General features: G+C 40.1%; 20 protein-coding genes. 12 read left to right on the top strand and 8 right to left on the bottom strand.

Annotated features, from left to right (window positions below; genetic code table 11):
• Window positions 1-595 precede the first annotated feature (595 nt).
• Window positions 596-790: a type II toxin-antitoxin system VapC family toxin gene (locus V7K53_RS02815; RefSeq protein WP_335196139.1), complete on the top strand. Its 195-nt coding sequence runs from the start codon at window positions 596-598 to the stop codon at window positions 788-790.
• A gap of 512 nt (window positions 791-1,302) precedes the next feature.
• A complete protein-coding gene (locus tag V7K53_RS02810) occupies window positions 1,303-2,484 on the top strand; it encodes a class I SAM-dependent methyltransferase (RefSeq protein ID WP_335196138.1) in 1,182 nt (393 codons plus the stop codon).
• Window positions 2,485-2,554: 70 nt separating this feature from the next.
• Here the strand turns inward: V7K53_RS02810 and bioB are convergent, their stop codons facing one another.
• The gene (gene bioB, locus V7K53_RS02805; protein ID WP_099100553.1) at window positions 2,555-3,562 is read right to left on the bottom strand and encodes a biotin synthase BioB; all 1,008 of its coding nucleotides are present in this window, start codon (window positions 3,560-3,562) and stop codon (window positions 2,555-2,557) included.
• 454 nt (window positions 3,563-4,016) lie between these two features.
• Between bioB and V7K53_RS02800 the strand changes: the two genes are divergently transcribed.
• From V7K53_RS02800 to V7K53_RS02780, 5 genes are all read left to right on the top strand, one after another.
• Window positions 4,017-4,592 carry a GNAT family N-acetyltransferase gene (locus tag V7K53_RS02800; RefSeq protein ID WP_335196137.1) on the top strand — a complete coding sequence of 192 codons (576 nt, stop codon included), beginning with the start codon at window positions 4,017-4,019 and terminating at the stop codon, window positions 4,590-4,592.
• A gap of 384 nt (window positions 4,593-4,976) precedes the next feature.
• Window positions 4,977-5,390 carry a hypothetical protein gene (locus V7K53_RS02795; RefSeq protein ID WP_335196136.1) on the top strand — a complete coding sequence of 138 codons (414 nt, stop codon included), beginning with the start codon at window positions 4,977-4,979 and terminating at the stop codon, window positions 5,388-5,390.
• Window positions 5,391-5,511: 121 nt separating this feature from the next.
• Window positions 5,512-5,694 carry a hypothetical protein gene (locus tag V7K53_RS02790; protein WP_335196135.1) on the top strand — a complete coding sequence of 61 codons (183 nt, stop codon included), beginning with the start codon at window positions 5,512-5,514 and terminating at the stop codon, window positions 5,692-5,694.
• Between the two features lie 16 nt (window positions 5,695-5,710).
• Entirely contained in the window at window positions 5,711-7,168 is a 1,458-nt protein-coding gene (locus V7K53_RS02785; protein WP_335196134.1) for a protein adenylyltransferase SelO, read from the top strand.
• 262 nt (window positions 7,169-7,430) lie between these two features.
• The gene (locus V7K53_RS02780) at window positions 7,431-8,609 is read left to right on the top strand and encodes a toll/interleukin-1 receptor domain-containing protein (RefSeq protein ID WP_335196132.1); all 1,179 of its coding nucleotides are present in this window, start codon (window positions 7,431-7,433) and stop codon (window positions 8,607-8,609) included.
• Window positions 8,610-8,750: 141 nt separating this feature from the next.
• On the opposite strand, the gene V7K53_RS02775 is transcribed toward V7K53_RS02780, so the two are convergent.
• Window positions 8,751-10,475 (bottom strand): ABC transporter ATP-binding protein, encoded by a 1,725-nt coding sequence (locus tag V7K53_RS02775; RefSeq protein ID WP_335196131.1) that lies wholly within the window; start codon window positions 10,473-10,475, stop codon window positions 8,751-8,753.
• A gap of 241 nt (window positions 10,476-10,716) precedes the next feature.
• Here V7K53_RS02775 and V7K53_RS02770 point away from each other — a divergent pair, with 241 nt between their 5' ends.
• Window positions 10,717-11,004, top strand: a complete 288-nt coding sequence (locus V7K53_RS02770) for an EAL domain-containing protein (protein ID WP_335196144.1) — start codon at window positions 10,717-10,719, stop codon at window positions 11,002-11,004.
• Window positions 11,005-11,251: 247 nt separating this feature from the next.
• Here the strand turns inward: V7K53_RS02770 and V7K53_RS02765 are convergent, their stop codons facing one another.
• Window positions 11,252-12,247, bottom strand: coding sequence for a PRC-barrel domain-containing protein (locus V7K53_RS02765; RefSeq protein ID WP_335196130.1), 996 nt, complete (start codon window positions 12,245-12,247; stop codon window positions 11,252-11,254).
• A gap of 201 nt (window positions 12,248-12,448) precedes the next feature.
• Window positions 12,449-16,099: a chromosome segregation protein SMC gene (gene smc, locus V7K53_RS02760; protein ID WP_335196129.1), complete on the bottom strand. Its 3,651-nt coding sequence runs from the start codon at window positions 16,097-16,099 to the stop codon at window positions 12,449-12,451.
• A gap of 665 nt (window positions 16,100-16,764) precedes the next feature.
• Here smc and V7K53_RS02755 point away from each other — a divergent pair.
• Window positions 16,765-17,586, top strand: a complete 822-nt coding sequence (locus V7K53_RS02755) for a carbonic anhydrase (RefSeq protein WP_335196128.1) — start codon at window positions 16,765-16,767, stop codon at window positions 17,584-17,586.
• Between the two features lie 462 nt (window positions 17,587-18,048).
• On the opposite strand, the gene V7K53_RS02750 is transcribed toward V7K53_RS02755, so the two are convergent.
• On the bottom strand, window positions 18,049-18,507 hold the full coding sequence (locus V7K53_RS02750; RefSeq protein WP_335196126.1) for a BON domain-containing protein: 459 nt from the start codon (window positions 18,505-18,507) through the stop codon (window positions 18,049-18,051).
• Between the two features lie 468 nt (window positions 18,508-18,975).
• Between V7K53_RS02750 and V7K53_RS02745 the strand changes: the two genes are divergently transcribed.
• Both V7K53_RS02745 and V7K53_RS02740 read left to right on the top strand, forming a co-directional pair.
• A complete protein-coding gene (locus tag V7K53_RS02745; protein ID WP_335196125.1) occupies window positions 18,976-19,896 on the top strand; it encodes a ribonuclease D in 921 nt (306 codons plus the stop codon).
• A gap of 233 nt (window positions 19,897-20,129) precedes the next feature.
• Window positions 20,130-20,972: a tetratricopeptide repeat protein gene (locus V7K53_RS02740; protein WP_335196124.1), complete on the top strand. Its 843-nt coding sequence runs from the start codon at window positions 20,130-20,132 to the stop codon at window positions 20,970-20,972.
• A gap of 110 nt (window positions 20,973-21,082) precedes the next feature.
• On the opposite strand, the gene V7K53_RS02735 is transcribed toward V7K53_RS02740, so the two are convergent.
• Both V7K53_RS02735 and V7K53_RS02730 read right to left on the bottom strand, forming a co-directional pair.
• Window positions 21,083-22,651 (bottom strand): sodium:solute symporter family transporter, encoded by a 1,569-nt coding sequence (locus tag V7K53_RS02735; protein ID WP_335196122.1) that lies wholly within the window; start codon window positions 22,649-22,651, stop codon window positions 21,083-21,085.
• A gap of 105 nt (window positions 22,652-22,756) precedes the next feature.
• Window positions 22,757-23,032, bottom strand: coding sequence for a DUF485 domain-containing protein (locus V7K53_RS02730; RefSeq protein ID WP_322673478.1), 276 nt, complete (start codon window positions 23,030-23,032; stop codon window positions 22,757-22,759).
• Window positions 23,033-23,560: 528 nt separating this feature from the next.
• Here V7K53_RS02730 and V7K53_RS02725 point away from each other — a divergent pair.
• Entirely contained in the window at window positions 23,561-24,184 is a 624-nt protein-coding gene (locus V7K53_RS02725) for a site-2 protease family protein (RefSeq protein WP_335196121.1), read from the top strand.
• 96 nt (window positions 24,185-24,280) lie between these two features.
• On the opposite strand, the gene V7K53_RS02720 is transcribed toward V7K53_RS02725, so the two are convergent.
• On the bottom strand, window positions 24,281-25,672 hold the full coding sequence (locus tag V7K53_RS02720) for a hypothetical protein (RefSeq protein ID WP_335196120.1): 1,392 nt from the start codon (window positions 25,670-25,672) through the stop codon (window positions 24,281-24,283).
• Between the last annotated feature and the right edge of the window lie 201 nt (window positions 25,673-25,873).

Genomic DNA, 25,873 nt, shown 5'->3' with positions numbered 1-25,873 from the left:
ATCTCCGCGTCTAAATTTTGATTGATGATGTATCAAAAAAATGCCTCACATCAGGTCGTGTAAATTTATTTTTTACTGCTTGTGAGAAATCCGGGAAATGCTCGAATATATAGAAGAATACCGAGGCAAATTAGATGAAAAAAGGGAGTTAAGGTAAATTTAGATGTGAATAATTTAAGAATACTAGATACGGATCACCTATCTTTGCTCTAAAGGGGTAATTCATCTATTAGAAAGCGATTAAATACATTTAACCTTCAAGATATTGCCATAACTATTGTAACGGCTACCGAACAAATACGGGGAAGAATGAATACTATTAATAGGGCTGATTCATCAGATGAATTAGTTTTAGCTTATGCTAGATTATAAGATACCTTAGAAGATTTAAATAGTATTAATGTCTTGGAATTTAGCGAAGATGCTTGCAAGATTTATGCGGAATTAGTTAGGCAGAAAATTCGCGTTGGCACACAAGATTGACGTATTGCTGCAATTACGCTGTCAGTGAATCGGATTTTAGTTACTCGCAACTGGCAAGATTTTGAAAAAGTTCCTAATTTGCGTTTAGAAGATTGGACTATATCTTAATTTTGTGCGATCGCTAGGATTTGACGAGTATGCTATTAATTGTTACGAAGACTTGATTCGTCAAAGAATCCGCATTGGTACACAAGATTTGCAAATTGCTGCAATTACGTTGTCGATGAATAGTATTTTAGTAACCCGAAACCGGAAGTATTTTGAGAAAGTTCCTAATTTGCATTTAGAAGATTGGACTATATATTAATTTTTTTCAAGCCTAAATTGACCGAAATATTATAATCAATATAAAAATTTAAAGCTCAAGATGTTGTGAATTAAGCTGTGATAACTACCCCACAAACAACTGCACATTCCACAACAAATATATTAACCAAGGATGATTTAGATGAAATTTTAATTATGTTTTTATTTGTTTAGCTACATCTAATATTTCTTTAAGTGTAAAGTAAATATAGTAAAATACTGGGATTCTATTAATTTCTATAATACCGTATTTTCGACTTTTTATGTCTTTAGAAGATAGTTTCTGTTCATACCCACGGTAATTTTGCCAGTTCCCGGACTCCCGAAGAGGATTTTATGAATGGGTTTATTCATTATTGCTGACATTTCAGAAGTAACCAGTTGTTAATGCTGGATATAAAATTTATACAACAAACCAGTTTAACTCAACTTCCTGCAAACGGGTGGTAAAACTTCTTGGCTGTGAGCAACAAATATTCGATAAACTCAGAATTGCCCCAAGATTTACTTACCATGTCCGATTCCCAAACTGTTAGTGCTGCTGTTGCCAAACTCTACAATACCTACCCCTTTCCGCCGGAAGCCCTGTTGGATGAACCACCTCCGGGCTACAACTGGCGCTGGAATTGGCTAGCTGCTCATAACTTCTGCACCGGTCAAAAACCCCAAAGGCAAGATATTCGGATTTTAGATGCAGGTTGCGGTACTGGTGTGGGTACAGAGTACTTGGTTCACCTCAATCCCCAAGCTGCTGTTGTGGGAATTGACCTCAGTACTGGTGCTTTAGCTGTAGCCAAAGAACGTTGTCAGCGTTCTGGAGCTAACCGCGTTGAATTTCATCACCTCAGCTTGTTTGATGTGGAACAGTTACCGGGTGAGTTTGATTTAATTAACTGTGTTGGCGTTTTGCATCATACCCCCGATCCCATTCGCGGGATTCAAGCTTTGGCGAAGAAGTTAGCTCCAGGCGGCTTGATGCACATTTTTGTGTACGGGGAGTTGGGACGTTGGGAAATTCAACTCATGCAAAAAGCGATCGCACTTCTTCAAGGTGACAAAAAAGGCGACTACCGCAATGGTGTCCAAGTCGGGCGACAAATATTTGCTTCTTTACCAGAAAATAACCGAATTGTCAAATACGATAAACAACGTTGGTCGCTAGAAAACAACAAGGATGAATACTTTGCTGATATGTACGTTCATCCTCAAGAAATTGACTACAACATTGAAACGCTGTTTGAATTAATTGATGCTTCGGGATTGGAATTTATTGGTTTCTCGAATCCGAGTTTCTGGAATTTAGAGAGACTTTTAGGCAAAGCACCAGAGTTAGTGGAACGGGCAAAAGAATTGAGCGATCGCCAGCTTTATCGCCTGATAGAATTATTAGACCCAGAAGTAACTCATTACGAGTTTTTCCTCGGTCGTCCTCCCTTAATTAAAGCTGACTGGTCAGATGATAACGCTCTACTAGCAGCGATTCCCGAACTGAATCCTTGTCTTGAAGGATTTCCCAGTCAATGTTTCTTTAATTACGATTACCAAATTGTGAATTTATCTGTAGCAGAGTTTGAGTTTATGCAAAGATGCGATCAAAATTCCACAGTTGCAGAGATATTGACAAATGTAGAACTGGGATTGGATGAGGTAAGAAGCCTTTTGCAACAGCAGTTGATTTTATTGACACCTGCTTAGGGAATTCAAGTAAAAAATATCTAATTATTTATTGTGGGATGGGCCTTTCGGTTATCCCACAATTAGATATTTATCCTACAACAGCCGAACTTGCTACTTTCTCCTGTCTTTGGGAAGGCGGACGCATTCCCAAACCAAGTAAATTCAGCATTTCTCGGTCAGTATCGTAATCTGGACAGGGAGTTGTCACCGTCAACATTTTGTTGTCGTCGCTGGAAAAGATAGAATTGGCTCCTGCCATAAAGCAAAAAGCTTGCTCAACTTGAGAAAGTCTCGCCCTCCCCGCACTAAGACGCACATCGGAAGCTGGCATTAAAATTCTGGCTGTGGCAATCATCCGCACAATGTCCCAAATGGGGACATCAGGCTGATTTTCTAAGGGTGTGCCTGGTACTTGTGAAAGAATATTAATTGGCACAGACTCTGGATGTGGATGTAAGTTTGCCAGAGTTTGTAACATTCCAACCCGGTCATCTACAGTTTCGCCTAAGCCCAGGATACCGCCGGAACAGACAGTGACATTTGTCTGACGGACATTCTCAATTGTGTTCAAGCGATCGCTATATGTTCTCGTGGTAATAATTGTGCTGTAATATTCCTGCGAGGTATCTAAGTTATGGTTGTAGGCATAAAGTCCTGCTTCTTCCAATTTCCTGGCTTGATTTGCCGTCAACATACCCAGAGTGCAGCACACTTCTAAACCCATTGCAGTCACATCCTTGACCATTTCCAGGACTTCCTCAAATTGTGAGTTATCCCGCACTTCGCGCCAAGCTGCACCCATGCAAATGCGACTAACACCAGTTTCTTTAGCTTTTTGGGCGATGTTAACTACCGTTTCCTTTTCTAGGAGTGCTTGCGCCTTTACCTCTGTTTTATAGCGGGAAGATTGGGCGCAGTAACTACAATCTTCTGGACAACCTCCCGTTTTGATAGATATAAGCTTGCAAACTTGTATTTTTGTTGGGTCATGATATTGGCGATGCACGCTAGCAGCTTGATAAATCAGCTCTAGCAATGGCGTATTGTAAATCGCCCGAATCTCTAATTCCTGCCAATCGTAGCGTATTCCCACCACATCACTATCCTTCTTGTAGACTGGGTTAAATCTTGAGCTGTCTTTTGCTTAAATCTGCTGCGGTACAGCCTTTGGGCAAAGCTATTTTATCGAAGTTATACCCTGGACTGTGCTTTATCACCCATTGGCTCTCAATCCTTCCGCTCTAGATATTAGACATCAGCTTATCAAGATTTTGGTTGAATGGCAGATTAAGAGCAAAAATACTCACCCCATCTTTGTGTAAAGGGCATTGGGCATACATAATATCTTTTGTCATGCTGGTCAAGAGTTCAAAGTCTATATAAAATCAGTTAATTGACCCCTGACTATTAACAAATTTTATGAAAAACTATGAAACTTGCGTAAGCGCTGATAATGAGACAGCTAATCTAACTGCTGCTAAACCGCAGATTATGAGAGAATTTATAAAATTTAGAGAATATTCTGAGAAGTCCTGTCGATTAAGTAATTTATGATATCAGAACTGCCAATAATTGCAAGCGATCGCCTGTTATTACGAGCAGCGATCCATGAAGATATACCCCAAATTCTTAAATACTTTATTGATAACAAAACTTATCTCACTCCATTTTACCCTCTTTGGGCTGATGGTTTTTTCACTGAAGAATATTGGCAATATCAAATAGAAAATAGTTTTCTAGAATTTATTAATGGGCAATCATTAAAACTATTTGTTTTTACCAAAAGAAATCCCACTGTAGTTATTGGAACGGTCAATTTTAGTAATTTTGTCCGAGGAGCCGCTCATTTTTGCTACGTGGGATATAGCCTTGCTGAAAATAAACAAGGTAAAGGATATATGACAGAGGGTTTAAAATCTGCAACTCAATATCTATTTGAAGAGTTAAATTTTCACCGAGTTATGGCTAACTATATGCCTCACAATCGGCGCAGTGGTAATGTACTCAAAAGGCTCGGTTTTGTTGTTGAAGGATACGCTAGAGACTATTTGTTAATTAATGGACAATGGGAAGATCATATTTTGACAAGTCTTACAAATCCTTATTGGAAAGAACCTAAAATTTAAAATAGCTGAGGATTGTTGTCAATATAATTTATTTTGTTTATCTATTAAAACTGCTTTTAAATCAGTTTATTTATAATTCATAATTATCGACCTTGTTTAGTCAATCTATACAAGTAAATTATTCTTAAATTGTACTCCAATACTCATTTGTAATTTTTGAGTAATCCCCATCTTGCAGCTATTCGCAATACCATCATATTTATATGAGAATGAGTTTAATACATCAGTTGTAAATCTCTACAAATTCATAGTAAATTCATCATAAATACACAACAACTCCACAGGCAAATGCAATAGTAATATTTGTTCGCTAACAAGCTTAGTTACTAAGGTTAGCTTTAGCCGATATGTCCAATTTCTTAAACATTTGAGGAGTTTTTTAAAATGCTCATTAATTCTATAAAGCGCTTATCTGTCTTTTCTACTATCTTCGCTTTTGCTACCGTCTTAAACGGAGTTGTCTTAGCAGCACCAGGCCCAAATCCCGCCACTACGCCAATCCTAAAAACTCAGACTAGTGCTGTATCACACCAGCCAATCAAACTTACACAGCAACAGCGCCTACAAATCCAAGTGGCTCGCCAGCAAAGAGACAAGGATATTGAGGCTCTATTAAACCCGTCCCAAGATACTAAATTTAAAGCAGCACTGCAATCCCGTCAGAGAATCAGAATAGTGTTAAAATCTTTGGATCTAAATCCAGATCAACAGAAACAGGTTCAATCAATTTTGCAAGCTTATAACCTGCAAGTGAAAAAAATTCTCGCTTCACAGGTATCACAAACAACATCTAAGTAGGGGCGCAAGACCTTGCGCCCCTAGCGCGTGGTCTATTTACCTGAAAATAGCTGTAAGTTTAAGTTTCAGAAGACTGGCAGATTTTATCCAAACTTCGGTTGAGCCAGTCTTATTTTTTTATATGCAAAACTTTATCAAAACAGAAGTCAGGAGTCAGAAGTCAGGAGTCAGAAGTCGGGAGTCAGGAGTCAGGAAGCAAAATTCAGTTGGTTATTTTGTGCGCCTGCCAGATTTTAGATATGAATCGCTTTTTGCGTCTATGCTGATGATGCTGAAGCCAGAGGTAGTATTAAAGGAAGAATGAATTAGCTTTGCTCGTAATGACTCTGGCTGAAACTCCAAACGACAAGAATTCTAGCAATCCTTTTCTCACCCTCAACTACGAAACCGCCTTAGAATCTTTAGGCGGCGACTACTACGATGAGGTTGCAGCAGCAGAATTTCCTCAACACCTCCTGCGTTGGCGTAACGATGAACTATTACCCCGTTTCGGTCTAGACCCCCAAGTAGTCAAAGACGAAGATTTCATCGCAGCCTTTGGTCAATTTCAGGGGCGCAAACCTTTGTTAGCACTGCGTTACCACGGCTATCAATTTGGTGAATATAACGGACAGTTGGGTGATGGTAGAGGCTTTCTCTACGGGCAAGTACGCGCCAATGATGGCGAATTATATGATTTTGGCACTAAAGGTTCTGGGAGAACGCCCTACTCCCGTGGTGGCGATGGTATGCTCACGCTCAAAGGTGGAGTGCGGGAAGTTCTGGCTGCGGAAGCATTGCACTACTTGGGTGTACGTACTTCGCGCTGTCTGAGCATGATTGAAACAGGTTTACCACTCTGGCGGGGCGATGAACCTTCGCCTACCCGTTCATCTGTGATGATTAGAATGAGCAGTTCTCATATTCGATTTGGCACTTTTGAACGACTGCACTATTTCCAGCGTCCAGATTTAACTAAGAAGCTGTTAGACCACGTAATTGAGCAGTATTATCGACACTTAAATGCTGAAGAAGATAAATATATACTGTTTTACGCCGAATTAGTTAAACGGGTTGCAGAACTAGTAGCGCAGTGGATGGCGGCTGGCTTTTGTCATGCAGTCCTGAATACTGACAATATGTCGATTACGGGAGAAAGTTTTGACTATGGCCCTTACGCATTTATTCCGAGTTATAACCCATCCTTTATAGCTGCGTATTTTGACTATTATGGGCGCTACTGTTACGGTAATCAACCAAGTATTTGCAAGTTGAATTTACAAATGCTCCAAGAACCTTTAAAGGCGATTATTGATAAAGGTGAAATGGAAGCGAGATTAGAAATGTTTGATGAGTATTATCAAGCTGAATACAGTTCTTTGATGTTGAAAAAGTTAGGTTTTTCGGAGTTGCCACATCCACAAGCTGCGGAAATATTGAATCTAACGGTTGAATTTTTGAAAGATAGCCAAGTTGGTTATCACCAGTTTTTTTATGAGATGGCTCGTACTTTTTCATCGAAATGGCGAGATGAACCAGGTTTTGTGATGAATAATTCTGGTATTGTGCCAGTACCGGGTACATCTGGAATATTTGATGATTGGTGCATACTATACCATCAAATTTTGAACGATTTTGATAGCGGTGGCACCGATGTAATTGCCCAAACTCTAGCTGTTAATAATCCCAAAACGGTATTATTAAGATCTGTGATTGAAGCTACTTGGGAAGCAATTGCCCAGGAAGATAATTGGCAGCCTTTTTATGAGTTAATACAGCAAATTCAGTCTAAAAAATAGTAAAATCAAAGCTATTTTTTATTGCGATAGACTGATTAATATCATATCTGCCGTAATTGACACGACTAATAATTTAATAAGAGACGTTGTAATGCAACGTCTCTAAAAATAATGCTGAATTGTATAAATACAGAAATCTGAATTTAATTGCGAGAAAATACGTAGGTTTCTTTTCCAATATAAAAGTAAAATTTTATTCAGCAACTCCTAAAACTAAAAGGAGAGAGGTCAAAATGTATTGCTTACATAAAAACTTAAAAAAATGAATGAAATATATATATCGTATGCATGGAAAGACAACAAGAGTGAATTAGGTAGTCAACGTGAAGAATTAGTCGATAAAATTTGTGCAGCACTTCTTTCTAAACGTTATAACTTAATTCGCGATCGCAACTATTTAACACTAGGTAAAAGTATACAAAATTTCATGCAGGAAATCGGGCGTGGTAACTATGTGATTGTTGTAATCAGCGACAAATATTTGCGCTCGGAATACTGTATGTTTGAAGCTGTTAAAATTATGAAACACAAGGGTTATGAGCAGAAAGTTTTTCCAGTTGTTTTACAAGATGCCAATGTATATACCAAAGAAGGCAAGAGCGAGTACATAAAATATTGGAAGCAACAGAAAGAAAAACTAAAACAACTCATCGGTTCAGAACGATCTTCTCACGAAGATTCAGCAATGCATGATGTTGCTGAAAAAATTATAGAGATTTCTCAAAAAATTGATGAATTCATGTTTTTTATCTCGGATAAATTAAGCATTGATCCATCTCAAAATTTTAATGAATTTATCAATCAACTGACTGATACTATTAGAAATGATGCTGTTCAACTCAGAAACAAAAAAAGCATTTTAGTTGCAGGAACAGGAGACTTTAATATCCCTAATGAAATCAATTGGTGCGCTCAAAAGCTTGGCGAAAAAATAGCAGAATATAACTATAATTTGATCACAGGTGGATGGCAAGGAGTAGATTATGTTGTAGCTGATAAGTTTGCTGAAAAAATAACGCAACAAAATATCCGCCTAACCGATAAGTTAACTCATGTTGTTCCACGAGGAAAACAACCTGTATTTAAGGGTGGAAAAGTCGAATATACAGAGTCGGGTATTAATGAATGGCTCGATTGTTTGCGACATTCAGATTTGGTGATTCTTCTGGGAGGTGTTGGCGGAACTTATGATACTTATCTATATGCTAAACAAGAAAAAATTCCGGTGATTCCTATTGTATGCACTAATGGCGATGCCAAAAAAGTGTTCGATGAAATGCTGGCAAATTGGGATAGTAAATTAATGGGAAATATCTCACCGGAAAAATTTAAATCGCTTAATCAATATATCAATGACGCATCAACAGCAGAAGATGTAGTCAATGATGTCATGGATATTGTTAACGAAATTATTTTTGCAAAAACTATGCTAAATCCCTAAAGGGTCAGAATTCAGAATTCTGAATCATGAATTTTTTAACGAACCGCATAGACGCAAAGCTGCTACTCTACGAGTTTTCTGTTCGCGCTAGCGTCTCCCCTTGGGAGAAGGAGTACCCGCAAAGGTAGAGCTTCCCCACTTCTAACTAAACTGCTGGGCATAAAACCGCGCATAGCGACGCTCTAGGGCTAATAATTCTTCATGGGTTCCCGATTCGACAATTTGTCCTTGTTCGAGAACTAAAATACGATCGCAACGTCTCACTGTCGATAAACGGTGAGCAATAATAAACACCGTCCGTTTTTCCATCAATCTTTCCAGCGCTTCTTGTACCAGCGCTTCTGACTCGGAATCTAAGGCTGATGTCGCCTCATCGAGAATCAAGATTTGGGGATTGAGTAGAACAGCACGAGCGATCGCAATTCTTTGTCTTTGTCCACCTGATAAGTTTACCCCACGTTCGCCTACCCAAGTCTTATAACCTTCTGGTAGTTGGCTAATAAATTGATGGGCATTAGCAATTTTCGCCGCCTCTTTAACTGCTTTTATGTCAAAAATATATTGTCCAAAGGCGATATTTTGAGCAATCGTCCCCGAAAACATGATGGTTTCTTGAGGAACAATCCCTATTTGTCGCCGCAGACTATGCAACTTCACATCCCGAATATCAACATCGTCAATGAATATTTGACCAACTTCCGGGTCGTAAAAACGGGGGAGAAGATTGACAAATGTGGTTTTACCAGCACCAGAAGCACCCACAAGAGCGATCGCTTCACCTGGTGATACCAATAAATTGATATCTTTTAATACAGGTTCACCAGGCTTATAGGCGAAGGAAATATGACGATATTCTACTTTGCCATTGACTGGAGGGAGAGCGATCGCATTTGTCTTTTCGATTACCGTCGGCTGAATTGCCATCAATTCAAAAACGCGGTCAACAGATGCTTCACCCTGCTTGAATTCGTTGTAGTTGTTAGTAGTATGACCAATGGGATCGATTAACAGCGCCGCCGCCGCCAGATAACTGAAAAAATTCGCCACTGTTAAGTTACCTTGGGAAATTTGCCACCCTCCCACAATCAGTAACGCTAACGCACTTAAGGCTTCCAGAAATCCCACAATGGGAATCTGAATCGCTTTCAGGCGTTCGGCTGAGTATTTTGCTTTGAGGCTGCGTTCTGCTTCATGACCAAAGCGGGCAATTTCGTAATTTTCGGCAGCAAAAGCCTGTACCAAACGAATACCGTTGAAAACTTCCGCGAGGATGGCTGATAAACCCGACACGCGATTTTGACTTTTTAAGGAATACTTGCGTAAACGTTCGCCAAACCAGCCAACTAAAATACCCATGAGTGGTGCAACTATCATTGTTGCTAATGTCAGTTGCCAATTCAGATAAATCATGTAAATCGGAATTGCTAGCAACTGCAAAATACAGGGGATAAAATCGTGAAATACTTTATTTACCACTTCGCCAACGCGGTCAACATCTTCGGTGAGGCGGTAAGATAAATCACCAGCTTTTGCCGTTTCAAAATAACTGAGATTTAGCTTTTGAAGATGTGCGTAGACTTGCTGGCGGAGATGAAAAGCAACTCGCAAAGCAGCTTTCGCCATATACATATCTTGTATAGACTGAAACAAGCCTCGAACAAGAAATACTAAAGCACAGCTGCCAGTTATTTGAGCGATCGCGACTACATTACCTTGAGCAAAGGGAATTGCCAATTTACCAGCGAGATTAATTAATACTAAAGTCGCTAGCACGTATCCCAAGATACCAATAAGTCCCTTGATGATGGTTTGCCACTGGAGTCGGATATAAGGCAGCAATTGCCAGTAATTAGAACGGGTTTTCAAGCTTGAAGATCCACAACGCTATTTTACTTTGTTTGACGCTAGCAGTTTTTGGGGAGTTTCTGAATAGTTTACTAATTAGTTACAAACTGTTATAGCGTTCAGATCAAAATAATCTACATACATAGAATTGGTATAAGTATTAAAAGTATACCCTGCTATAGATGACAGTTTTTTAGTATTTATTAATACTGATATTTAGATTTGACCATTACTTCCACCTACGCTTCATAGTTTTGCAGCTCTGAGCAACTTAGGTCGTCTCCACCACTTTCCAATTAATCAGTTGAAGATAGACCGCTCTTTTGTTAGCGGAAGCATTTTTGATGATGGAAATTTAGATATTGTTCAGACAATTATTACACTGGCACACAAATTAGGTGTGGATGTAACCGCCGAAGGGGTGGAGACAGAAGAGCAACTAGCAATGTTGAGAAAGTTTAACTGTGAATATGGGCAGGGATATTTTTTCTCCCATTCATTAGATAGCTCTCAGGCGACGGCATTAATTATGACAAATCCTCAGTGGTGATGGAATACCAGGATCGAATTGAATATCTACCCCTGAGCCAATAGATGGGGAATTGTACCAGAAAGCTCACTACATATCAAGCAGCAAGAAAATTTTACTCAAATTACCCTTTAGTTTAGACAATGCCTTATGCTGTCGCTAACACACTCTACTACGTTCTAAAAAATTAGCCCTCTCCTTGTAGGTCAGGAAAGGGCTGAATTAATTTTAAAATACTTCGTAATTTTCCAGTTGAATTACGAATTACTTAATATCCGCCTTCTTCTTCGTATTCTGGCTGTCTTTCCTTGACTTTCTTGGGAATATTCACAGGCTTAGGCGCATCTTCCCAAGCATCGCCGTCTACATCGTCATAATCATCGTATTCGTCAACATAAGGCTTGCTGTAGGGCTGGGCTTCATATTTTAGCGGCTGCGGTTGTTGATACCTGTCGTTGCCTGTTGCCTCGCTCCAGTTATCTTCTTCCTCATCTTCTTCATATTGAATAGATTCATACTGCCGCGCCTTCATTACCTGACGTTGTGGCCTTTCCTCTTCTACATAGTCTTCATTCCATTCTTCTTCCCGCGCTACGGGTTCGGGAGCGCGAACTTTTTGCCTGGGTGGCTGCAATGGCACTCCGCTAGGCAGTTGATTACCTGGTGCAACTTGGCGTGGTGGAGTATAGCCGTATTCTTCTTCTATATCTCGCTCCCACGGTGCTTTGCCGATACCCAAGCGCTCTAGTAAACCAACTGTTAACTGGTCTACTCGTTCTTCAGCTCCCTCAAACACAATCAACCGATTGGGGCCAGTGCTGACAATTTCATCTACTGAGAACTCGTAAGTACTCAAAAATTGATCGGGAATTTGGGGCAATCCTAAAGAAGCAATAACTATGGAGTTAAGCTTGCCGGTTTCGCCGTTGAACTTGAAGCCCCGAACTTTGCCTAAGACTTCACCTGTTTCTGTAATTACTTCCCAGTTAATCAAATTACTGAGAGATTCAACTTCGATATCTTCAATGACATCTTCGTTATCAACCAGGATGACATCACCAATCTGGCTGATGTTGTTGAGGTACATATAGCGCGGTATGCCCGAAATGGAGATCAGGCTGTCTCGCAAACCAAGAGCCACAACCTCTCTTTGATCGATATCAACCCAGACTTGACTGATGATACCTAGCCGCTTGCCGTTGTCGCGGGTAATCACCTGGGTATTTAATATGTCGGAACGCCTAATTATCTGTTCGGAGGTCATTCTATACCGAGTCCTGATCTCGAATCCGGTTTAACGCGACGTGCAACTTAATTCTTGTAATCCCACTTCCAAACCTCTATCCCAGTGAACGAGAGGCTTTGATTTTTGCTCTCTTTCCCTGGTAGGGAAGGGGTTTGGGGTTAGGTTTGAGAGAAAGTCACACATTACGTGGTTTATCTATACACTATTATTAACAAAAACTCAAGCAGATGTATTGGATGATTGTAACTTAATCCCCAAAACTTGAGTGTAAGCTCCTCGTGCTTGAGTAACGCCAATTGTGCGTTCGGCTGATTCTATCATCGGACGACGCAAACTCACAACTATAAATTGCGCTTGTTGTGACTGTTGTTTAATCATTCTAGCTAATCGCTCTACGTTTGCCCCATCTAGGAACATATCTACTTCGTCAAAGGCGTAAAATGGCGATGGACGGTAGCGTTGCAGGGCAAAGATAAAGCTCAAGGCTGTGAGTGATTTTTCTCCCCCAGACATGGAAGCTAGGCGCTGTACTGGTTTACCTTTGGGGTGCGCGACTAAATTTAACCCACTGCTAAAGGGATCTTCGGGATTTTCGAGTTGCAAGAAGCCGTCACCGTCGGAAAGAATGGCAAAAATTGATTGGAAGTTTTCGTTAACGGCATCGAAAGCTTCTTTAAAGGCAAGTTGCCGCAATGTAGTAAAGTTTTCAATCCGTAAAAGTAGTTCGGTGCGTTCCCCTTCTAGTGTCTCTAATTTTTGCGTCAGTTCTTGGAGACGGTTTTGCGTGCGTTCGTATTCTTCCAACGCCAGCATATTGACGGGTTCCATTGCCTGTAAGCGTTTGGTAAGCGATCGCAATTCTTTCTGCAATTCTTCTAAGTCTACCTTGTCTGGAACTTCTGGCAAGGGATTTGGTAATTCTGCTCCCACATCCCGCAATTGAGTTTGCAGTGCAATTAGTTCTTCCCGCCGCTTCTCTTGGGTTTCTTGGAGTTTTTGGATTTCCCATTCCAATTGTTGTTGACGTAAAAGGTGCGATCGCACTTCTAGTTCTGTAGCATCGCGTTTTTGTTTCTCTTCTCCCAAATTCTGCTCCATTTGACTCAACGATAAACGGGTTTGGGTGATTTGCTCGTCTAGCGTTGTGATTTGTGTGGAGACGCGATGAATCGCGTCTCTACAAGAGATTTGTTGGGTTTCGTATTCGGTGATTCGCGTTTCTGCCTCTTGGATTTTTTCTTGCAAACGTTGTTGCTGATTTTCTAAATTTTTTAATCTTTGTTCAGCTTCCCGTAACGCTGTTTCGCGTTGTTGCAATTGTTGCTCTTGAATTTTAATGGTTGCCTGGATTTGTTGCCATTCACTGGGGGTTTGAGATGCCTCTAACTCTGCTAAGGCGTGTCGCAATTGTTGCAATTCATTTTCTTGCCCAGGTAATTCCCGCTCTAAAATTTCTAATCGAGATTGAGCAGTGGCTAATTTTTCGCTGTTTTGGGCGAGTTGCGATCGCGTTCCCTCTAATTGCGCTGTCAAATTCTTAATATCTTTTTGCAACTGTTCCAGTTGCAACTGCTGTTCTCGCCGTGCTTGACGCGCTTCGGTGAGTTCCTGGGTGAGTTTTTTGGTTCTGGCTGACAAAGTAGCGATCGCTTCCGTACAACGCTCTAAAACCCGCTCAATATCCACCAAGCGAGTTTTTAAAGCGATCGCTTCATCAGATTCTCCTGCTTCCGCATTACCAAAGCGTAACGCTGAACGCTGGGTATTACTACCACCAGTCATTGCACCACTGGTTTCTAAGAGTTCCCCGTCTAAGGTGACGATGCGATACAATCCTAAGTTTTTCCGCGCCGCTTCCAGGTTGGCGAATACCACCGTGTTCCCGAAAACATAGCTGAAGACATCTTTGTAACGGCGATCGCAATCGACTAAGTTAACAGCATAGTTAACGAAGCCGCTAGCAAAACGCAGCGTTGCATCTTGAGTAAATTTAGGAGCGTGAATTTTATTCAGTGGTAAAAAAGTTGCTCTGCCTGCACGTTTTTGTTTGAGCAGTTCAATACCCGCTGCGGCGATGCTGTCATCTTCCACCACAATATGTCCCAAGCGTCCCCCAGCAGCCATTTCTAAAGCTAGCTGATGGCGGGGTTCCACCTTTCCTAACTGCACAACTAAGCCACAAAGTCCAGGCATTCCCGATTGTAAAATGACTTTACTAGCTTGGGTTCCTTGGACTTCTTGCTGTGCTTGGGCTTGCGCCTCGATTTTATCCAATTGGCGTTGTTTTTCCCGTTGTTCAGAAAGTAACCGTTTTTGGGTTTCCTGTTGAATTTGCAGTTCTTGTTCTGTAGCTGAGAGATTTTGGGCTAAATTTTGGATGGGTTCGCTAGAGGTGTTAAATTCTGTTTCAACTCGATTACACTCAGTTTGTTTTTCTGCTAGTAGCGGTTCGTCGCGTTCAATTAACTGGGTTTGCTCTTGGATTAACTGCTGTAACTGATTATTGCGTTCTCTGAGTTGTGCTTGTTCGGTGCGTTGCGGTTCTAGAGTGTGCAGTAAAGCTTCTATTTGACGGTTGAATGCCGTTTGTTGCTGTACCCAAGCTTCCGAGGCTGAGGCAATTTCTGCGGCGGCTTCGCGGGAGGTTTCTAGAGATTGCTGTGCTTCATTTCTTTGTTGCTGGGAAGACGCGATGAATCGCGTCTCTACAATGTGTGTTTCGGCAATTTCTTCTAGGGAATGACGGTGTTTTTGAATCTCTTGCTGAGTTTGAGTCAGACGTTTGGCAGTTTCTTGGGAGGCTGTTTGTAATTCCGTTAACTGACGCTGGAGTTGTTTACGTTCTGCTTCTTGGGTGGCGAGGGTAGATTGTACTGCCAAAAGTTCCTCTTCTCCCAACGCTTTTACGTGGGCATTGAGTTGTTCAAGTTCAGCAGTTTTTTGGACGATTTCAGAATTTAGGTTTGTGAGTTGGGTAGTGAGTTCAGTAAAATTGCGATCGCCTGTTTGAATTTCATGAACTAATTTTTCTTGTTGTGTTTGCAAAGAACGCCATGATAAAACAGCTTCCCAAGATTGTTTCGCCAGAAATTCCGTGCGGAGTTTTTGATATTTCTCAGCTTTTGCCCGATCTTGAGAAAGGCGATCGCGCTGTGCAGTTAATTCCGTTTCAATAATCCGACAGCTATCTTCTTTTTCCTTTACCTCATCTAAAGTTGATTTGGCTTGGACAATTTTGCGATCGAACGCCGCTACCCCTGCTAATTCATCAATAATTTCCCGTCGTTCCCGCGCATTCATCGAGATAATGCTGGTGACATCCCCTTGCAGTACCACATTGTAGCCTTCAGGATAAACCCGTAGATTACTTAGTTCCCCATGCAACTCTGTCAACGTGCAAGGTACACCATTGATATAGTAATTCGATGTGTAAGTCCCTTGGTGAGTGACTCGTAGCCTTCTAGTAACACTCCACTCTGTCGATTTTGGATTTTGGATTTTGGATTTTAGATTTTCCTCCTCTGCCTCCTCTGCCTCCTCTGCTTCCTCTGCCTCCCCTGCCTCCTCCCTGTGTGCCTTGGTGTCTTTGTGTGAAATTTCATCCGACAAATCAAATGTCACCGTGACGCTAGCCTCAATCGAAGCACGTCCTTTTGCGGTTTGAGTGTTATTTACCAAATCCGGCAAGCGTTCGGCTCGCATTCCCTTAGAACTGGAGAGTCCCAGGCAAAAGAGCAGTGCATCTAAAATATTAGACTTACCCGAACCATTTGGCCCAGATATGACAGTACACCCCGGTAGCAAAGGGACAGAAGTAGTGCCACCGAAGGATTTGAAGTTCGTAAGTTCCACGCGCTTGATGTGCACCATAGGCGCTGGTTCCCTGGGCTAATGAAGAACAAGTGTATCAACTAATTAAGAATTCGCAAGAGGGTAAGGGGGAGAATTGGAAATTCTGTATAGTAAACGCGTTGCGGTGAGCCTGCGAGCTTCACCCAGAAGGCTTACCGCAAGCGATCGCTCAGTGTACGGTAAAAATTTTGATGTCGCAAACTGACCATCAAATTTTCCCAGAGCAGATAATATCATGTCCGACTAATTACTTTTAATTCAAAAATTTCTAAGTCTGCGTGTTTTTGCGTCAGTCCTAATTATTAAGTATTCAACCGAACACGATCTGAAGAGAGTTTAAGTACGAAGATAAAGCGGTTGGTATAGTTTGAATCATTTGCTCTCTATCTGTGTCGTCCTCGGTTTATCATGACAACAAAGCGATCGCATTTTTATCTCAGGATATAACTAGTTTAAAATACGCTCAAGGCATTCTCACACAGTAATGTTACCTGCTAAGGAACTGAGAGGAACAAGAGAAAAAAGTAATTCCACCAAATGGTAGAGGATATTAAAGGCACCAAATTAATTTATAATAAAGTAATCTTTACAATTGAAAAAACGTAGAAAGAAAGTCATCTTTACTACCCCAATCTGTTGTCTGTGATATAGTTATTAACCCCAAAAAATTCTAGAACTTAGTAATGAAGAGATTAATTAAAGGTCTGCGCGAATTTAAATCTAGCTATTTTTCGACACATCAACAATTATTTGAGCAACTTTCACAGGGTCAAAAGCCCAGAGTATTATTTATTACCTGTTCTGATTCGCGTCTCGATCCAAATCTAATTACACAAGCCCAAGTTGGTGAATTATTTGTCATTCGCAATGCAGGTAACATCATTCCACCCTATGGAGCAAGTAATGGCGGTGAAGGTGCGACAATTGAATATGCTGTTCAAGCTTTAGACATTCGCCAAATTATTATTTGTGGTCACTCTCATTGCGGTGCAATGAAAGGATTAATGAAGTTACACAATCTCAGCGATGAAATGCCGCTCGTACATGATTGGCTTAAATATGCAGAGGCAACTCGAAGGCTAGTTATAGACCATTACAGTCACTATGACGGAGAAGAACTGCTAGAGATTATGATTGCCGAAAATGTTCTGACTCAAATTGAGAATTTGCGGACATATCCAGTGGTTCACTCTAAGCTTTATCAAGGAGAACTCAGCATTTATGCTTGGATTTATCACATTGAAACAGGAGAAGTTTTCGCATACGATCCCCAGAAACACGCTTATGTTTTGCCTCAAACTCAGCTGCCACCATCAGAAATAGATGAGTCCTTCAGAGGTGAGGTTACAAATACCAATGTAGCTCTGCGTTCCCCCCAAAACCAGCAGGATGATGTTCAACCTTATGAGAAACAGTCTGTTTCTCCATTTGAGTGGTTTCCAATGAGACGACTTTCTCCAGAGCAGATGGAGCGAATTTATCGAGGTTCAAATAATGGAAGTTGAAAGATGAAAAATAGAATTAATTATAAATAAGCCATAGCTAAATTTCAGTCTACTCAAGTAAACTGAAACCACTTCTCAGTCTTTTTTATAGACTTTAACTATTAACCTATAGTAGATAGGAGTGCCCCCACCACCATTGGTGTCAACTTAAGCTGGAAATAGCTTAACTGTTGGCTTCCATGCCCGCCCGGAAATAAATTTCTTTGGCTTTTAGGCTTAAGTCTACTGAAGTAGACTGGAGATTTTTGGCGATATTTAGTTATCTTCAGATGACTTTTGCTATGAGACGGGAATTTCAATTCCCGGCGGACAAGTGGTTTCACGTTAAGTTGACACCAATGCCCCATCACATCGTCTATTTACCTGAAAATAGCTATAAGTAAGCAGAAACAGAGACTTACACAGATGTAAGTCTCTGATTAGCTTTCATGCCGATGCTAACTGAAAGCTTCAGTTATTCTTTTATGGCTTTTTTACAATATCAACTTTTGCTTCTACCTTCACTGTCTTCACACCTTGAACTTCTTTAGCTAAGGTTTCAGCTTTCTTGAGTTCTTCAACAGAAGCGGCTGTACCTTTGAGGATAATTTCACCCTCTTTGTTTTCAACTTGCAACTTGTTGCCTGGTAAGCCTTTATTCAACTTTGCGCTAACTTCAGTTTTTAAATCGCTCTTAGCTTTTGTTGCTGCCGTTTTTTCAGCATCGGTTTTAACTTTCGTACCTGTATTAGCTGCTAAAGGAGTAGCTTGTGTTTCTGGAACTTTGGCAGTTTGATTTGTCTCTGAAGCTGGTTTTGCTGGTGCTTGAGCAGCTTCATTAGTTGTGCTAGGAGTTTCTGAACCAGTTTTAGGAGCCTCTTGGCAGCCAAAAGTACCAACTACCAAAATGCTACTAACTACTAATAGAATTAGCTTTTTCATTATCTATCTCCGAATTGAGTACTTGAAGCGGTTAATTGAAGTGTGTGTGATGATGAGGAGCAACTTTAAAAAAAACAATTAAAAGTGAAGTAGCAAAAGTGCTTAAGCAATAGCTTAGGTTACTGAAAATTGAAATTTGGACGATTTCTTGAAGCTAAGATTTTGCGCCTAGTTTTGAGAAATGCCAATTCAATTTTTCTGACGGCTGCTAACCAGGATGCTTTTACACCCAGTCTGTGGCTTTCTATGACTTTAAGGTAGATGCTGAGTAGCTGTTTTGATGGTAGACTATGCCACTCCACAGTAGTGACTCGATGTTATCAGATTTGAGTCAATTTGGCGATGTCTATGACGAATTTCAAACTTCAGCCTTTTTGCAATCCTGTATAAGCAAACTTACCAACAAAATGTTACTTTATAAAACTATGGCTTACTTACAATGCCTTAAATATCAGGAAATATTAGCCAATGCCCTACCTTACTTCGGCTAGCGAAATTCGTGCCATTGTTGCTGAATATACAAACGCTAAAACACTGTGGATAGATACAGAAGTCGCTGATTATAAAAGTCGTAATCCCCGATTATCGCTGATTCAGGTATTAGATAATCCTCAAGATATGAGTGGCGATCGCGTCTATCTTTTAGATGTATTAGACCAGCCTAATATTATAGCTGAATTTATTGAGAAAATTATGATAAATTCTGCCATTGAAAAAGTTTTTCACAACGCCAGTTACGATCTAAAATTTCTCGGTAGCAAGAAAGCCAAAAATATTACTTGCACTTTGGAAATGGCCAAAAAAATTCCCTACTATCTTTTGCCATTACCCAATTACCAACTCAAAACTATAGCTACAGCACTTTGTAGCTTTAACAATATCGATAAACAAGAACAAAAAAGCGATTGGGCAAAACGCCCTCTGACTGAAGAACAGATAGAGTATGCTTACCTAGACTGCATTTATCTTGCTCAAATTCACTTAAACTTGTTAGACTTACAAGCCCAAGCTAGCCCCGAACCTGCAATGGAAGACTTAATATCGCTAAGTACTAGATACTCGCAAGTTGAACAGCAATGGAAGTTATTGAATTCAGAATTTGAGCATTTGCAAGAACGTATAAAAAAAGCCATGCAAGCTCAGAATATATCAGAAACTTATGATTATAAGCTGACTAGTTATGAACGGACTACAATCAAAGCTGCATTTACAGAATTAGCCAGACTAGCACAAACTCAAGGTATTAATTTAGATTTTCCGATTACGTTAACTCAGAAACTTCAAAAGGATTTAGGGGAAAATCTGGAACAACTATCTGTAGATATTGACAAAACCACCTCTTGGCGGCTAACTTCCAAAACTCAAGAGAGTGAAACTGAGGATGAGTAAATTGTTCATCTTGCTACAAATTTCAGAATTTATAGAGTTATTGTGAAGAATAAATATTGAAATTTAATAATTCTTTCCTCCTTTCTTATCTGATAAATCTATAAAATATTAGGGAAATTTGTCAATTAACTTTAAAACCCTATCAAAAGTTAGAATAGTTATTGAGTTAAAGAATTAAAATCTAGATTTTGGTACTAATTCCGTTACGGTATGATGGCAGTTTATATTAACTTATGAGACGGCGTTTATTTGGGCAAAAGCGAACAAGGGTAAATACTTTATTTACCATAGCTATTTTTACTACATTAACTGCAATTAGCAGTATTTCTTGTAGTAAGAATGACAATGTATTAGTAACAGAAATAGGAGTTAGTCAACCTAGCCGTCGTTCAGCTACAACATCCAGAGGTGGAGAATTTTATCTTCAGGGAAAGAATCAGCATTTAAACGGCGACTTGCAAGCTGCGATCGCTTCTTATGGTAAGGCAATTAGTCAAAATTCTCAGTATGGCGCTGCCTACAACGCGCGGGGATTAGCCTACTTTGATTTGGGAGACAAGGAAAAAGCGATCGCAGATTACAATCAAGCACTCCGCATCAACCCTAACGACGCCGAAGCCCACAATAACTTAGGAAATGCCCGCGCCTCACTAGGAAACAACAGAGAAGCAGTTAAAGATTACAGTGAAGCAATTCGCCTCAATCCCAACTATGCCGAAGCTTACAATAACCGAGGAAATGCCCGCGCCACCAATGGAGACAAAAAAGGGGCAATAGACGATCTCGATCAAGCGATTCTCCTTAACCCCAAATATGCGATCGCCTATAATAACCGAGGAAATGCCCGTGCTGCCAATGGAGATTTCAAGGGTGCGATCGCAGATTACAATCAAGCCATTCGCCTCAATCGTAACTTTGCCCCTGCCTACAATAACCGAGGAAATGCCCGCGCCAGCAATGGAGACAAACAGGGAGCGCTCAAGGACTTACAACAAGCAGCAAGTATTTTTCAAAGTCAAGGTAACAACGACTTATACCAACAAGTGATGGATAACATCAAAGAGCTTGGACAGTAGCAGAGGGGCAGGGAGCAGGGGAGCAGGGGGGAAATTCTTCTCCTCTGTAACCTTTCCCTGCACTTCTGCCTTTTTACCCAATGACAAATGACAAATGACAAATGACAAAATCACATTCCAGAACCAATGTGAATGCGATCCTCAACTTCCGCAAATTTTTCTTGTGCCAACTGTTCAGTACTCAATAGTGAAACGACAATCGCCACAATAAACGCCAGTGGGATACTGATTAATCCAGGATTTTTTAGGGGAAAGGGTGCAGAAGCGTGCTTGAGAATCGTTACTTGAATAGTAGGTGATAAATAAATCAGCACTAAAGAGGAGACAGTTCCTACTACCATACTTGCAACCGCACCATTGGTAGTGAAGCGTCGCCACAGCATTGATAAGAGTAACGCTGGGAAGTTTGCACTCGCAGCGATCGCAAATGCTAAACCTACCATATAGGCTACATTTTGCCCTTTAAACAAGATACCCAAGAATATCGCCACTAACCCCAAAAGCATTGTTGCACCGCGAGCCACCTTTAGCTGTTCTGACTCGTCGGCATGACCAGAGCGCACTACGTTCACCCACAAATCATGAGACAATGCAGCTGCACCTGAGAGTGTCAACCCAGCAACAACCGCCAAAATCGTTGCAAAAGAAACAGCCGCAATAAAACCTAAGAAAGCATCACCGCCGAGAAATTCTGCCAACATCGGCGCAGCCATATTACCACCAGTACCAATTTGCTTGATGGCATCTTGACCTACTAGCACCATTGCTCCAAAACCCAGAATGAAGGTAAGGAGATAAAAAACGCCAATAATAGCTGTGGCGTAAGTAACAGAGAGCCGCGCTGCTTTGGCGTCAGGTACTGTGTAGAAACGCATCAGAATGTGTGGTAGTCCAGCAGTGCCGAACATTAACGACATCCCTAAAGAAATCGCATCAAAGGGATCGGAAACCAGTTTGCCCGGAGCTAATACACCTGTATACTTTTCAGATGCAGCAGCGAAAAGAGCGATCGGGTTAAAGCCAAATCGTGCCAGTACTAAGATAGCTAGTAAAACAGTTCCGCCGAGTAATAAAACTGCTTTGATAATTTGTACCCAAGTGGTGGCAATCATCCCGCCAAAAATCACATAAGCCATCATCACACAACCGACAATGACCACAGCTAATTCATAATCAAAGCCAAACAATAATTTGATTAGCTCACCAGCACCTACCATCTGGGCAATTAAGTAAAAGCTAATTACTACCAGCGTTCCAATTGCAGAGGCGATACGTACAGGTTTTTGCTGCAAGCGAAAAGCCACTACATCAGCAAAAGTGTATTTACCTAAGTTACGTAGTGGTTCGGCAATTAGAAACATAACAATCGGCCAGCCCACCAGGAAGCCGATAGAATAAATTAAGCCGTCAAAGCCGTTGAGTGCCACTAGCCCAGCGATACCTAAAAAGCTAGCTGCACTCATAAAGTCTCCAGCCAAGGCTAGCCCATTTTGGAAACCGCTAATCTTACCGCCAGCTGTATAGAACTGTGCCGTGTTTTTGGTGAGCTTTGCTGCCCAATAGGTAATGCCTAGAGAACTTACAACAAACAGAAAAAAGAAAGCGATCGCCAACGGGTTAAACTTACCAAGACTAGTAATATCTGCCGCTAGTGGCAAATCGAACCACACACTATTCATGCTTTTTTGGTTTAGGATTTTGGATTTGGGACTAGAAATTGCTAATAGCTAATTTACCTTACTCAGTTCTGAGTACTGAGTGGTTTAAGTAGTACTCAGCACTCTTTATTTGCGTGTCAGCCTTGCAATTTGGTCGTCGTAACTACTATTTGCCCAACGCACGTAGATAAAAATTAATACCCATGCTGAGACAATTACCAGCGCTCCTAGTAAAATTCCCAGACTGAGGCCAGGAAATACTAATGACCCCAGCAGGGGCTTATTGAACGCGATTAATAGGATAAAGCCAAAGTAAATAAACATCATGGCTCCAGTCAGAATCAAGGATACCCGCCAACGTTCAGCGGCGAGAGCCTGGAGAGCCTTTGTGCGATCGTTCATGTCTTCCTTTAGGTTGAGAAGATTAGGTCAGATTGTCTCATTGAAGCTGATTTCTGCGTAATTTTCTTAAAGATTATTAGTAAATCTATTGCTACATCAGGTAATAAAATTAACTTTGCAAAGTGATATACCCAAATAACAAGACAATAGCAACTCTGTTTTGAGTCAAGAAACATAAAACTATAGATGCAGTTAGACACAAATCAAGCTCATCTATCTGTGATTTGTGATTTTACACCTTTCAAGTGCTTTATTATACATTCAATCCAAGTTGATAGCTAATAAATTAAGTTTTTAGATACTAAAAAATAAAATAAATACGTAGTTATTACCAGGCTTTAAAATCCTTAAAGTGTTATTGACTAATTTTTTGAAGCTATAAAATCAACTGAGATTAATAAAAGTAGTAAATTTTAATTTATAAAATATACCAAAAATTACAGTAGTAGTTTAAATAGTAACTTTAGTAAAATTTATACCATTGTTTTGTCATTGCACAGATAGGGCATTACCAAAATTTAGTAACGTATGTTTATCGAAACACTAATCACAAACCCGATTCATTTTTTCAGAATCGTTGTAATTGTTATATTCTCCATCACTTTGCATGAACTTGCTCACGGCTGGGCTGCGATGAGTCAGGGAGATAATACTCCACAACAGACTGGTCATCTGACGCTGAATCCTGTAGTTCACATGGGCAAAGAATCAATCATTTTTCTCTGTCTTATGGGTATAGCTTGGGGACAAATGCCCGTTAACCCATCTAAGTTTCGCTCTGGGAAGCTAGGCAATATTTTGGTATCAGCAGCTGGGCCATTATCAAATCTAGCTTTAGGCGTTCTATTTATTATGGTGCTGAAATTTCTTTCTAATCTCAGTCTTTCAGGACTTTTGAGCGAAGATTTTTTTTACTTAGCAGCTCGGATTAATTTGACATTATTTTTGTTTAATCTCTTGCCAATTCCACCACTTGATGGGTTTCATGTTTTCAGTGAAATTTTTCCTAAGCTAAAGCCACTGCAATATACCCAATTTGGACTTTTTGCAATGATGCTTATATTCATAATTCCAGAATTTGGGATGGGACTGGCTAGCATTGCTGATTTAGTTATACAGTCATTGCTTGGAGAAGAGTCAGCAGCTTTTTAAGCAAAAATAGCTTATTTATATAGTAATCCTATTTTATTTGTGATAATTATAAGCCATAGATCCCCGACTTCTAAAAGAAGTCGGGGATTTTTTGGATCACAAATGATTTAGGTTAGCTATCTTTTTGCTGTAATATTCAGTCTTGGTATAAATGGTGATAATACTATCACCAACTGCAAAAAAAGTACCTTCTTGCTCATCTTTAGAAAATTGCAAGTTTAGGTATTTCGCAGCAGCTTCATCAGCGTTCATGGCTTTGGCTTTCATTTGCTCTGGCAATAGTCCAGTAGAACCAATGTAAAAGACTAAGGGAGATATTTTATCTTGATAGATATTTTCTGCATATTGTTCTAACTTTTTATTTGCCACTGTTAAAGCTGCAACCATTTCTTCTTTGTCAATCTGCTTACCAGTTTGTTTATCCTGCAATAACTGCGCCAAACTATCAGCACCAACTTTCTTAAGTATTCCTCCAACAATACCATTTTGCTCAAGCCCAAGAAAATCATCAAAAATTGGTTTCATTAACTCATCAACTTTTGTAATCTTGGTACGTGATGATAGTAACCTATGTCTAACAGCGAGATTCTGATTAAATGCCATCTCGAAATTCGGCTTAATGATACTTTCTCCAGTTTCTTTGTCATAAAGACGATACATTCTATTGAGAAACTTGTTAGCAGAAGGTAATTTACTCAAGTTCAGAATATCTTGACTGCCGATATCGATTTTATAACTCAGTTTTGATTCAATAGTACCATTAGCTAAAGCTTCGCTGATGTCAGTATATTCATTGGTTGTAGGAAAGCTGATGTAAGTATTCTTAGAAAGGTAGTGCTTTTTAAGCTCATCTAACTGCGCCTCGATAAATACATCTGATTCCTTTTTTAAGTGAGCGCCAATAATACTAGTCAGTACTTTAATTTCTGCTAGTTGATTGAATAGTCCATCAATACTGCTGTAACGACTATTAGCAGCTACAAGTGGCAAGTTATCTAACTGAATCGTATATTCTGCCCGAAAGTCAAATTCTTCTGCGTCTAGTATGCCTTTTTGTTTGAGTAAGTCAAAGGCTTTTTTACTGCTAATTTTGACTTGTAATGACTTTACGTTGATTTTGCCGTCACTTACAATCGTGTAATTATTAAAGGTGTTGAGGTCATTTACTAACAAGCCTGCTACTTCAATAGTAGGAGTTTGGTCTTCAAGCTTGGCAAGTTTAACTCTACGTTTGACAAGCATATTGATAGTAGCAGCGTTGCGGCTAAACTGAAACTCGCCCATACCGACATACTCAGCATTATCTATATATTCTGTTGTTAACCAAGGTTGTAACAGTTCTCCATTTTCGTTTCTAACACCTCTAATACGCTTAACACCTGTTCTTTGATAATGTTCTTGTAAGTGCTTAACATTGATGATAATATTATTGCGGTATTGTCCAAAAATTTTGATTAATTCTACTAGAGAAATTTTATTCTCGCTCATATTGCCACCTTCCATATAAAGGTCAATAATCTTTTATAGCAACGGTTATTGAAGTCTATTAATATTCCCAAATAAGCTGTTATAACCGTGCTAATTTCAAGTAAAAACACACAATGATTTGATTACCAAGCTTTGTACGCAGGTTGGTAAATTCGTGGATAATTGAGGGTTTAGTTTAAACGCAGAGGAGCGCAAAGTTTG

The organism is Nostoc sp. (genome assembly GCF_036917355.1).
Classification (GTDB): domain Bacteria; phylum Cyanobacteriota; class Cyanobacteriia; order Cyanobacteriales; family Nostocaceae; genus Nostoc.
The sequence above is the reverse complement of the archived record's forward strand: the minus strand, read 5'-3'. Positions and strand labels throughout refer to the sequence as shown.